Source organism: Dactylosporangium salmoneum (genome assembly GCF_039532525.1).
Taxonomy (GTDB): Bacteria; Actinomycetota; Actinomycetes; order Mycobacteriales; family Micromonosporaceae; genus Dactylosporangium; species Dactylosporangium salmoneum.
In genome coordinates this window covers 1-13,153 of record NZ_BAAARV010000052.1, presented here as the reverse complement: position 1 = coordinate 13,153, position 13,153 = coordinate 1, and the positions used below count along the sequence as shown (strand labels likewise).

The window sequence follows — 13,153 nt, the reverse complement described above, 5'->3', positions numbered from 1 at the left end:
CCAGCTCGGCCAGGGCGGCGGTGGTCGGGTGGTCGAAGACGAGCGTGGTCGGCAGCGCCAGCCCGGTGGCGGCGATGAGCCGGTTGCGCAGGGCGACGGCGGTGAGCGAGTCGAAGCCCAGCTCCTTGAGCGCCTTGCCGGGCTCGACCGACTCCGGCCCGGCGTGCCCGAGCACCGCCGCCACCTGCTCGCGGACCAGCCGCAGCACGATCTCGGCGCGCTCGGTCGCGGACCGGCCGGCCAGGCGCTGGCGCAGCTGCGCCCCGGCGCCCTCGTCGCCCGGCGCGACCGCGGGGCCGGCCGTCCGGCCGGGCCCGGCGAGCCGCTCGAACAGGCGGGTCGGCCGGGCGGCGCCGAAGAGGTCGGCGAACCGGGACCAGTCGACGTCGGCGACGACGGCGGACGGCGCGTCCTCGGCCAGCAGCCGCCGCAGGGCGGCCAGCGCGGTGCCGGGGTCCAGCAGCGGCAGGCCGTGCCGACGGGCCTGCTCGGCGCGCTCGCCCCGGTCGGCGGCCGCCGGCACGTCCCACATGCCCCAGCTCACCGCGGTGCCGCCGGCGCCGCGCGCCCGCCGCCGGTGGATGAGCGCCTCCAGCTCGGCCTCGGCGGCGGCGTGGGCCGCGTGCTCGGGACTGCCCCACACGCCGGCCGCGGAGCAGAACACGACGAAGGCGTCCAGGCGCTCGTCGAGGAGGCGGTCGAGCTGCCGTACCGCGGCCGTCTTCGCCTCGATCGCCCGGGTCAGGCCGTCGGCGTCGGACCCGGCCAGCGCGGCCAGCGGCACGGGCGCGGGGGTGCGCACGACCGAGCGGACCGGGCGGCCGGCGGCGGCCAGCTCGGCCAGCAGCCCGGCGGTCTCCTCCCCGTCGGCGAGGTCGGCGCCGGTGAGCGAGACCGTCACGCCGTCGGCGGTGATCTCGTCGATGAGCCCCCGGGCGACCGGCCCGGTGAGCACGAGGTGTTCGGCGCCGGCGGCCACCAGCCAGCGGGCGACCAGCGGGTCGAGTGGTCCGCCGCCGGTGACGAGCGCGGTGCCGGAGGTCCGCCAGGGCTCGGCCGCGGCGCCGGGCCCGCCGGCCCGGACCAGGCGGCGGCCGTAGGTGCCGGTGGCCCGGACGGCGACCTCGTCCTCGGCGCCCGGGTCGGCCAGGACGCCGGCCAGCCGGTCCCCGGCCTTCTCGTCGAGCACGGCGGGCAGGTCGATGACGCCGCCCCACAGCCGCGGGTGTTCCCGGGCGACGACCCGGCCGAGCCCCCACACCTGCGCCTGCGTCGGGCTGATGTCGGGGTCGGAGGCGCTCAGCGGTACGGCCCCCCGCGTCACACACCACACCGGCACCTCGGCGCCCCGCTCGGCCAGCGCCTTGACCAGTCCGGCGACGTCCACGGCATCGGCGGCGGCCACGAGCACACCGGCCGCGTCGCCCAGCTCCTCGGCCACGTGTTCGACCCGCGCCCGCCGCACGGCCGCCCCGCGCCCGGCTAGGGCCCGCGCGCACAGCTCGGCGACGGGATCGCCCTCGGGGGCGGCGACCAGCCAGGCGCCGCGCACGGGCTCGTCGTTGGTGTCGACGGGCAGCCAGGCCACGTCGTAGCGCAGCGGGTCGGCGGGGACGGCGTCGGGCGTGAGCCAGTACCGCTCCCGCTGGAACGGGTACGTCGGCAGGTCCACCCGACGCCCACCGCCGAGCCCGAAGTCGACCCCGATCCCCTGCGCCCACGCCTCCCCCAGCGAGGTGACGAGTCGCCGCAACCCGCCGTCATCCCGGCGCAGAGTCCCCACCCCGAGCGCCAGCACCGGATGCGCGCTGCACTCGACGAACCCGTCAAGCCCAAGCCCCCGCGCGGTATTCACCGCATCGTCAAACCGCACCGGCTGCCGAAGATTCGTGTACCAATATGTCCCATCCAACTGCGACATATCCAGCACCCCGCCCGTCACGGCGGATATGAACGGAACCCGCCCAGATATCGGGTTCAGGCCTTCGAGATCGGCCAAAATCTGCTCACGCAACTCCTCGACATGCGGGGTGTGCGACGCATAATCCACCGGGATCCGGCGCACCCGAACGTCCTCACCGCAGGAAGCCACGAACTCGTCCAACGCCTCAACCGGACCAGCCACCACCGTCGCCGACGGACCATTGACCGCCGCAACCGACAACCGGTCACCGATCAGCTCACGCACCCGATCCACCGGCGCCGCGACCGACACCATCCCACCGCGACCGGCAATCGCCCGCAAAGCCTTCGACCGCAGCACCACCACCCGCGCGCCATCCACAATGGACAGCCCACCGGCAACCACCGCCGCGGCGATCTCACCCTGCGAATGACCGATCACCGCCGCCGGGGTCACGCCGTAGGACTCCCACAACGCGGCCAACGACACCATGACCGCCCACAAGACCGGCTGCACCACATCGACCCGCTCCAGCAACTCCGGGTCGGTCAACGCATCCCGCAACGACCAGTCGACCAGCGGGGCCAAGGCCCGTTCGCACTCGGCGAACACCGGCGACGAAGACAGCAGCTCGGTCGCCATGCCCACCCACTGCGAGCCCTGGCCCGGGAAGACGAAGACCGCGCGCCGATTCGCGTCCGCGAAGCCCTCCAACAGGTTCGGGGCGGCGGCCCCGGCACCCAGCGCCCGCAGGCCGGCCAATGCCTCGGCGCGGTCGGCGGCCACCACGACCGCCCGGTGCTCCAGCGCCGCTCGGCCGGTCGCCAGCGACGCCGCCACGTCCAGCAGGCCCGGCCCCGCGTCATCGGCCAGGCGCGTGGCCAGGCGGTTCGCCGCCGCGCTCAGCGCGCCGACCGATCGGGCCGACAGCACCAGCGGCACCGCCCCCTGGTGCTGCGACGGGGCGTCCGGCTCCTGTGGTACCTCTTCCAGGATCACGTGGGCGTTGGTGCCGCTGGCGCCGAAGGCGGAGACGCCCGCCCGGCGCGGCTCGTCGGTGCGCGGCCACGGCCGGCGCTCGGTCAGCAGCCGCACGGCGCCGGCCGACCAGTCCACGTGCGACGAGGGCGCGTCGACGTGCAGCGTCCGCGGCAGGACGCCGTGGCGCATCGCCTCGACCATCTTGATGACCCCGGCCACGCCGGCCGCGGCCGCGGTGTGGCCCAGGTTGGACTTGACCGAGCCGAGCCACAGCGGGCGGTGGGCCGGGCGGCCCTGGCCGTAGACGAGCTGCAGGGCCTGGGCCTCGATCGGGTCGCCGAGGGTGGTGCCGGTGCCGTGGGCCTCGACGGCGTCGACCTGGCCGGCGCTCAGCCGGGCCCGGACCAGCGCCTGCTCGATGACCCGCTGCTGGGACGGGCCGTTGGGCGCGGTCAGGCCGTTGGAGGCGCCGTCGCAGTTGACCGCGCTCCCACGCAGCACGGCGAGCACCGGATGGCCGAGCCGCTGGGCGTCGGACAGCCGCTCCAGGACCAGCAGGCCGGCGCCCTCCGACCAGGCGGTGCCGTCGGCGGCCTCGGCGAAGGCCTTGATCCGCGCGTCGGGGGCCAGGCCGCGCTGGCGGCTGAACTCGATGTAGGCGTCGGGGATGGCCATGACCTGAGCCCCGCCGGCCAGGGCGAGGGCGCACTCGCGCTGGCGCAGCGACTGGGCGGCCAGGTGCAGCGCGACGAGCGAGGAGGAGCACATGGTGTCGACGGTCAGCGCCGGTCCTTCGAACCCGAACGTGTACGACAGGCGACCGGCGGCGACGGCCGGTACCGTTCCCGTGAGCAGGTGGCCCTCGATGTCGCGGGCGTCCAGGCCGGGATCGGCGCCGTACCCGGAATAGGTGCCGCCGACGAAGACGCCCGTGTCGCTGCCGCGCAGGTCCGCGGGGACGATGCCGGCCCGCTCCAGCGCCTCCCAGGCGACCTCCAGCAGCAGCCGCTGCTGCGGGTCCATCGCGAGGGCCTCGCGGGGCGAGATGCCGAAGAAGGCCGCGTCGAAGCCGGCGGCGTCGTCGAGGAACCCACCCTCGCGCACGTAGGAGCGCCCGAGCCGGTCGGGGTCCGGGTCGTACAGGTCGGCCGGCCAGCCGCGGTCCGGCGGGAACGGCCCGATGACGTCGCGGCCGTCGCGGACCAGGGCCCACAGCGCCTCCGGCGAGTCGACGCCGCCCGGGTAGCGGCAGGCCATGGCGACGACGGCGATGGCCTCGTGGCCGGCCGCCTCGGCGGCGGCGAGCCGCGCGCGGGCGTCGCGGAGCTCGGCGGTCACCCACTTGAGGTTCTCGAGCAGCTGCGCTTCCCTCGTGTTGTCCGTCATGACTTGCCGAACTCCTCCCGGATCAGCGCGAAGATCTCGTCGGCGCCGGCCGACTCGATTTCGGTGTGGGAACGCTGCTGCGGTACGTCCACGTCGCCCACCTTCGCCAGCAGCACCCGCAGCCGGCCCGCGACCTTGCGCCGGGCCGCCGCGGCGAGGTCCAGCCGCCCGAGGGTCGCGTCGATGTGGTCGAGGTCGGCGAGCACGGTGGCGTCCGAGGGCCGGTCGCCGCCGAGGCGGTCGTGCAGGTCGGCGGCGAAGGCCCGTGGGTTGGGCCGGTCGAAGACGATGGTCGTCGGCAGCTTGAGCCCGGTCGCGGCGCCGACCCGGTTGCGCAGGTCCACGCCGGTGAGCGAGTCGAAGCCGAGGTCCTTGAACGGGGTGGCGGGGTCGATGGCGCCCCCGGTGCGGTGGCCGAGCACCAGCGCCGCCTCCCGGCAGACCAGCCGCTCCAGCGTGTCGAGGCGCTCCGGGTCGCCCAGGCCGGCGAGCTGGCGCAGCAGCTCCTCGGCCCGCCCGCCGTCGCCCGCCGGCTCGTCCCCGGGCTGCGCGGCGAGCGCCTGCCGCGCCTCGGGCAGGTCGTCCAGCAGTGGGCTGGGCCGCATTGCGGCGAAGGTCTGGGCGAACAGCCCCCACTCGACCCGGGCCACCGTCGGGCCGGGCTCGCCCCCGTCGAGTGCCTGCCGCAGCGCCGCGAGGGCGGTCGCCGGCTCGATGGCGTCGAGGCCGCGGCGGCGCATGTGCTCGGCGACCGCGGCGTCGGACATCATGCCCGCGCCGCGCCAAGGCCCCCAGGCGACAGCGGTGGCCGGCCGGCCCTGCGCGCGCCGGGCCTCGGCCAGCGCGTCCAGGTGCGCGTTGGCGGCGGCGTACGCGCCCTGGTTGCCGCTGCCCCACACCCCGGCGCTGGAGGAGAACAGGACGAAGGCGGTGAGGTTCTCCCCGGCGGTCAGCTCGTGCAGGTGGTCGGCCGCGGCCGCCTTGGGCAGCAGCACGCTCTCCAGGTGCCCGGCGGTGATGGCGTCGACCGGGTCGTCGTGGGCCACGCCGGCCAGGTGGAACACGGCGGTCAGCGGCCGGTCGGCCGGAATGCCGGCGAGCAGCGCCCGCACCGCCTCGCGGTCGCCGGCGTCGCAGGCGGCCGCCTCGACCCGGGTGCCGGCCGCGCCCAGTTCCTCGGCGAGCGCGGCCAGCCCCGGCGCGTCCGGGCCGCGGCGCCCGGCGAGCAGCAGGTGCTCGGCGCCGTTGGCGGACAGCCAGCGGGCCAGCGTCGCGCCGAGTGCGCCGGTGCCGCCGGTGACGAGCACGGTGCCGGGGCCGGGCCGCCAGGGCTCGCCGCCGGTCGGCGCGCCAGCGGCGGCATGCACGAGGCGGCGGACGAAGGCACCGGCCGCGCGGATGGCGACCTGGTCCTCGCCGCCGCCGGCCACCGGGTCGGCGATGACGGCGCCGAGCAGTGCGACGGACGCGGCGTCGGGCTCGTCCGGGAGGTCGACGAGGCCGCCCCAGCGGTTGGGGTGCTCCAGCGCGGCGACGCGGCCCAGACCCCACGCCTGGGCCTGGACCGGGCGGACCGCGGGGCCGTCGACGGGCAGGCTCACCGCGCCGCTCGTGAGGCACCACAGGGGCGCGGTGGCGCCGAGGTCGCCGAGGGCCTGGACGAGCAGCGCCGTGCCGGCCAGCCCGGCGCTCGCCCCCGGGTGGTCCGGGTGCGGCCGCTCGTCGAGGGCGAGCAGGGAGACCACGCCGGTCAGCCCGGCCGGGTCGCCCAGGAGCCCGGCCAGCCGCGCGCGGTCGAGGTCGGAGCGGCCGACCACGCACGTGCGGACCTCGGCCCCGGCGAGCGCCTCGGCGACGGCCGGCGTCCACGCCTCGTCGGCGGGCGCCACGATCAGCCAGCGGCCGGTCGGGGCGCCGGCGAAGGCCCGCGGCTGCCACGCGACCCGGTAGCGCAGCGCATCGATCCCGGCCTGGGCCCGGTGGCCGCGCCGCCATCCGGCGAGCAGCGGCAGCGCGACCCGCAGGGCCTCCTGCCCGCCGCCGTCCCCGGCGACGGTGGCGGCCAGGGCGTCGAGGTCCTCACCCTCGACGGCCGCCCAGAAGCGCTCGGTGGCCGCGTCCGGCTCGCCGCCGCGACGGGCGCCGGTCAGCCAGTAGTGCTCGCGCTGGAACGCATACGTGGGCAGATCCACCCACCGCCCCTCGGCAATGGGCCACTCAACGCCAACCCCGCGCACCCAAAGCCGCGCGGCCGCCTCCATCACCCCAAACGGCTCGGCCGCGTGTTTGCGGATGACCGGAATGCAGTCCTCAACCACCGGAGTCAGCACCGGCGTTGGACTCACTTCCAGGAACGTGACCGCCCCCATCGCCGCCACACTCTCGGCAAACCGCACCGTCTCCCGCACATGCCGCACCCAATACCGGGCAGAAGTCCATTCCTCTGACGCCACCGGAATCACCGGCTGGGAAAACGTCAGCTTCGAAACCACCTCGGCGAACGCGGGCAGCATCGGCTCCATCAACACCGAATGGAACGCATGCGAAACCTGCAACCTCCTCGTCCGCACGTCGAGCTGCGCAACGACCCGCTCGACCGCCTCGGCGGCACCGGACAGCACGACGGCCTCAGGACCGTTCACCGCCGCGAGATCCACTTCGCCGTCCAGCAACGGCGCAACGATTTCCTCCGAGGCGGCAACCGCAACCATGACCCCACCCGGCGGCAGCGCGGCCATCAACCGACCCCGCGCCGACACCAGAGCACACGCGTCTTTCAGCGACAGAATCCCCGCGACATGCGCGGCCGCGATCTCACCAATCGAATGCCCACCCACCACGTCCGGGCGGACACCCCACGACTCCAGCAGCCGGAACATAGCTACTTCGAACGCGAAGATGCCGCACTGCGCATAGAAGGTATTCGCCAACTGGGCCTCGTCGCCGCCGAACACCACCTCCGGCAACGACGGATCCAGCTCCGCACACACCTCCGACCACGCCTGCGCGAACACCGGGAACGCCTCGATCAGTTCGCGGCCCATGCCCAGGCGCTGCGCGCCCTGGCCGCCGAACACGAAACCCAGACGACCGGGCCGGACGACATCCTTGATCGTGACGCCGTCCAGGAGCACGGCCCGGTGCTCCAGCGCCGCCCGGCCCTTCGCCAGCGCCCAGGCCACGTCGGCCATTGGCACGTCGTCGGAGAGGAACGCCTCCAGGCGGTCGACCTGCGCGGACAGCGCCCGCTCGGTGCGGGCCGAGACCAGCAGCGGCACGATCGGGGTCGCCGGCGCGGAGGGCTTGGGTTGCGTCGGAGGTGCTTGCTCCAGGATCACGTGGGCGTTGGTGCCGCTGACGCCGAAGGCGGAGACGCCGGCCCGGCGCGGTCGTTCGGCCGCGGGCCACGGGCGGGGATCGGTCAGCAGCTCGACGGCCCCGGCGGACCAGTCCACGGCGGGCGTCGGTCGCCCGACGTGCAGGGTGCGGGGCAGGACGCCGTGCCGCATCGCCTCGATCATCTTGATGACCCCGGCGACGCCGGCGGCGCCCGAGGTGTGGCCGATGTTCGACTTGATGGAGCCGAGCCACAGCGGCTCGGCGCGCCCCTGCCCGTAGGTCGCGAGGAGCGCCTGGGCCTCGATCGGGTCGCCGAGGGCGGTTCCGGTGCCGTGGGCCTCGACGGCGTCCACATCGGACGGTGCGAACCCGGCGGCGGCCAGCGCGGCCCGGATCACCCGCTGCTGGGACGGGCCGTTCGGGGCGGTGAGACCGTTGGAGGCGCCGTCGGAGTTCACGGCCGAGCCGCGGACCAAGGCCAGGATGCGGCGGCCGTTGCGCCGGGCGTCCGACAGGCGCTCCAGCAGCACCAGGCCGACGCCCTCGGACCAGCTGGTGCCGTCGGCGCCGTCGGCGAACGACTTGCAGCGCCCGTCCGGCGCCAGCCCGCCCTGGCGGCTGAACTCCACGAACACCTTCGGCGTCGGCATCACGGTGACGCCGCCGGCGATGGCGAGGGAGCACTCGCCGGCCCGCAGCGCCTGGCCGGCGAGGTGCAGCGCCACGAGCGAGGACGAGCACGCGGTGTCGACGGTCAGGGTGGGACCTTCCAGGCCGAAGGCGTACGCCACCCGCCCCGACACCACGCTGGTGAGATTGCCGGTCAGGTAGTGCCCCTCGATCTCGTCCGGCACGTCCCCGCCGACGTAGTCGGGCTGGGTGGCGCCGACGAACACGCCGGTCCGCCCGCCGCGCACCGAGGTCGGGTCGATCCCGGCGTGCTCGAGGACCTCCCAGGCCGCCTCCAGCACCAGCCGCTGCTGCGGGTCCATGGCGAGGGCCTCGCGCGGCGAGATGCCGAAGGCGGCGGCGTCGAAGTCCCCGGCGTCGTGCAGGAAGCCGCCCTCCTGCGACTGCGAGCGCCCGCGCAGGTCGTCGAGGTCCCAGCCGCGGTTGACCGGGAACGGCGAGATCACGTCGCGCCCGGCGGCGACCAGGTCCCACAGGTCGTCCGGGCCGGTCACGCCGCCCGGGTAGCGGCAGGCCATGCCGACGATGGCGATGGGGTCGCCGGCGACCGGCGCGGCGGTCTCGACGGCGTCGGCGGCCTCCCCGCTCACCTCGGCGAGCAGCATCCGGACCACCGCGTCGGGCGTCGGGTGGTCGAAGACCAGCGTGTTGGGCAGCGCGAGCCCGGTCGCCGCGGACAACCGCCGCCGCAGCTCGACGGCGGTCATCGAGTCGAAGCCGAGGTCCTTGAAGGCCCGCCCGGGCTCGATCGCCCGCCCGTCGCGGTGCCCGAGGACGGCCGCCACGTGCTCGGCCACGACCGCGAGCGCCGCCCGGTGCCGCTCCCCCGCGCTCAGCCCGGCGAGGGCGGCGGCGAACGCTCCCGGCGCCTCGTCCGCGACGGTGGCGGCGGCCTCAGGCGCGGCGCCCCAGGGTACGTCGAGCACCGGCAGGCCCCGGGACCGCAGCCCGTCGGCCAGGGCCGCGGTGTAGGCGGCGGCCGCGGCCGCGGGACCCTGCCCAGGCGCGCCCCATAGCCCCGCCGCGGCGGTGACGAAGACGAGTCGCCGCCCGTGCCGCTCGGCCCGGTCGGCCACGGCGCGGACCTCGGCGAGCCGCGCCGCGATCAGGGCCTCGACGTCGCCGTCGGCCAGCAGCGCCGGCTCGGCCGCGAGGCCGACGTGGACGATGGTCTCGGCGTCCGGCTCGGGCACGAGGGTCGCCCCGGCCGCCTCCAGCCGGGCGGCGACGTCGTCCACCGGCCCGGCGCCGAAGACGTGCACGGTGCCTCCGGGCGCCCACGGTTCGCCGGCCGGCACGACGCGGCGGCCGAACACGCCACCCGCGCGCACGGCGAGCTGGTCCTCGCCCAGGCCGGCGGCCAGCGCCGCGCGGACGCGCCGCCAGGCGCCGGCGTCGGCCTCGACAGGCAGGTCGACGACGCCGCCCCACTCCGCCGGCTGCTCCGACGCGGCCGCCAGGGCCAGCCCCCACACCACCGCCTGGTCCGGGTCGGGCGCCGCATCGGACTCGTCGACGCGCACGGCGCCCCGGGTCACGCACCACAGCGGCGCGGCCGGCCCCGCCTCGGCGACGGCGCGAGCGGCGGCCAGGGTCGCCCGCAGTCCCGCCGACGGGTCGAGGGTGAGCAGCGACAGTACGCCGGCGAAGGGGCCGTCCTCGCGCAGCCGGTCAGCCAGCGCCTCCCGGTCGAGCCCGGCCGGGTCGACCACCAGCGCCCGCAGGCCCGGCCCGGTGATGTCCAGGCCATGGTCCACGCCGGCCGGGACCAGCACGAGCCAGGCCCCTACCTCGGCGTCCGGCGGTACGTCCAGCGGCGCCCAGGCGACCCGATGCCCGGCCTCGGCCGTCCGCGAACGAGCGCGATCCGGCGTCGGATCCAGCCAGTACCGCTCCCCCTGGAACGGATACGTCGGCAGGTCCACCAAGCGCCCTTCGGCAATGGGCCACTCGACGCCAACCCCGCGGGCCCAAAGCCGCGCGGCAGCTTCCATCACCCCGAGCGGTTCCGCAATCCCCTTACGAACCACAGGAATGCAGTCGTCAACCACCGGTGTAAGCACGGGGGTAGGACTCACTTCCAGGAACGTGACCGCCCCCATCGCCGCCACACTCTCGGCAAACCGCACCGTCTCCCGCACATGCCGCACCCAATACCCGCCAGAAGTCCACTCCTCCGACACCACCGGAACCTGCGGCTGCGAAAACGTCAGCGTCGAAACCACCTCGGCGAACACGGGCAGCATCGGCTCCATCAACACCGAATGGAACGCATGCGAAACCCGCAACCTCCGAGTCCGCACACCCAACTGCGCCACCACCCGATCCACCGCATCAGCAGACCCCGACAGCACCACAGCCTCAGGACCATTCACCGCCGCCAGATCCACGTCGCCGTCCAGCAACGGCGCAACCACTTCCTCCGAAGCGGCAACCGCAACCATGACCCCACCCGGCGACAGCGCGGCCATCAACCGACCCCGCGCCGACACCAGAGCACACGCATCTTTGAGCGACAGAATCCCCGCGACATGGGCAGCCGCGATCTCACCGATCGAGTGCCCACCAACGACATCCGGGCGAACACCCCACGACTCCAGAAGCCGGAACATGGCCACTTCAAAGGCGAAAATGCCGCACTGCGCGTAGAAGGTATTCGCCAGCTGGGCCTCGTCGCCGCCGAACACCACCTCCGGCAGTGACGGATCCAGCTCCGCACACACTTCCGACCACGCCTGCGCGAAGACCGGGAACGCCTCAAGCAACTCCCGACCCATACCGAGCCGCTGGGCGCCCTGGCCGCCGAACACGAAACCCAAACGGCCGGGACGAACGACATCCTTGATCACGGCGCCGCCCAGGAGCACCGCCCGGTGCTCCAACGCCGCCCGACCCTTCGCCAGCGTCCAGGCCACGTCGGCCACTGGCATGACTCCTCTGAGGCGGTCGACCTGCGCGGCCAACGCCCGCTCCGTACGAGCCGAGACCAGCAGCGGCACGACCGGCAGCACCTGCACGGAAACCGGCGCGGCCCAGACCGGAGCCTGCTCCAGGATCACGTGGGCGTTCGTGCCGGAGATGCCGAAGGAGGAGACGCCGGCCCGGCGCGGGCGGTCGGCGGAGGACCACGGCCGGGACTCGGTCAGCAGCTCGACGGCGCCCGCGGACCAGTCCACGTCGGGCGTCGGGGCGTCGATGTGCAGCGACCGGGGCAGGACGCCGTGGCGCAGCGCGAGAACCATCTTGATGACGCCGGCGACGCCCGCCGCGGCACCGGTATGGCCCAGGTTCGACTTGATCGAGCCGAGCCACAAGGGCGAAGGGCGGTCCTGGCCGTACGTCGCGATGACCGCCTGCGCCTCGATGGGGTCCCCGAGGGCGGTGCCGGTGCCGTGCGCCTCGACGGCGTCGACCTCCCGGCCGGAGAGCCCGGCGTCGGCGAGCGCGGCCCGGATGACCCGCTGCTGCGATGGGCCGTTCGGGGTGGTGAGGCCGCTGCTGGCGCCGTCGGAGTTCACGGCCGAGCCGCGGACCACGGCCAACACGCGGTGGCCGTTGCGCCGGGCGTCGGCGAGCCGCTCGACGACCAGCATCCCGATGCCCTCGGCCCAGGCGGTGCCGTCGGCGCCCTCGGCGAAGGACTTGCAGCGCCCGTCCGGCGCCAGCCCGCGCTGCCGGCTGAACTCGACGAACAGCCACGGCGTCGGCATCGCGGTGACCCCGCCGGCCAGGGCCAGGTCGCACTCTTCGTTGCGCAGCGCCCGCACGGCCAGGTGCAGCGCCACGAGGGAGGAGGAGCACGCGGTGTCGACGGTCAGCGCCGGGCCCTCCAGGCCGAGGGTGTAGGCGACCCGGCCCGAGGTGACGCTGGCGACGTTGCCGGTCAGGACGTACCCCTCGACCTCCTGCGGGGCCCGGCCGCCGTCGAGGTAGTCGGGCTGGGTGGCGCCGACGAACACGCCGGTGCGGCTGCCGCGCAGGGACTGCGGGTCAATCCCGGCCCGCTCGAACGCCTCCCACGACGCCTGCAGGGTGAGCCGCTGCTGCGGGTCCATGGCGAGGGCCTCGCGGGGCGAGATGCCGAAGAAGTCGGCGTCGAAGTCGGCCAGGCCGTCGACGAAGCCGCCCTCGCGCACGTAGGAGCGGCCGGGCCGGTCCGGGTCCGGGTCGTAGAGGCCGTCGAGGTCCCAGCCGCGGTCCGCCGGGAACGGGCCGATGGCATCCCGGCCGGCGGCCAGCAGCTCCCACAGCTCGTCGGGGGAGGTCACGCCGCCGGGGTACCGGCAGGCCAGGCCGACGATCGCGATCGGTTCCCGGGCACGGGCCTCCACCGCGCCGAGCCGTTCGCGGGTGGTGCGCAGGTCGGCGGTGACGAGTTTGAGGTACTCCCGCAGCTTCTCCTCATTCGGCGTAGTCACTTCAGCCCGAGTTCCTTCTCGATGAGGTCGAACATCTCGTCGTCGGTGGCGTCGGTGAGCTCGGTGGCGTCCTGCGCGGGCTCGGCGTCGGCGGCCTCGACGGACCACAGCAGCGCCTTGAGCCGGTTGGCGATCGCGATCCGCCCGTCGCGCCCGGGCGCGTGCGCGGCCAGCACCCGCTCCAGCCGCTCGAGCTCGCCGAGCACCGGGTCGGTCGCCGGGGCGGGCGCCGCGTCGCCGAGCTGGGCCAGCAGGAAGCCGGCGAGCGCGGTCGAGTCCGGGTAGTCGAAGACCAGCGTGGCCGGCAGCCGGAACCCGGTCGCCGCGGCGAGCCGGTTGCGCAGCTCGACCGCGGTGAGGGAGTCGAAGCCGAGGTCGACGAAGCCGCGGTTGGGCTGGACCGTCTCCGGCCCGGCGTGGCCGAGCACCGTGGCGA

At 75.2% G+C, this 13,153-nt stretch carries 1 protein-coding gene and 2 pseudogenes; all 3 read right to left on the bottom strand.

Annotated elements, in window-relative coordinates; all coding sequences use genetic code 11:
* Window positions 1–4,216 (bottom strand): annotated as a pseudogene (locus tag ABD352_RS28420) (type I polyketide synthase); the annotation flags it as partial.
* Window positions 4,217–4,266: 50 nt separating this feature from the next.
* Entirely contained in the window at window positions 4,267–12,717 is an 8,451-nt protein-coding gene (locus ABD352_RS28415) for a type I polyketide synthase (RefSeq protein ID WP_344615567.1), read from the bottom strand.
* 197 nt (window positions 12,718–12,914) lie between these two features.
* Window positions 12,915–13,153, bottom strand: a pseudogene (locus ABD352_RS57735) (acyl carrier protein); the annotation flags it as partial.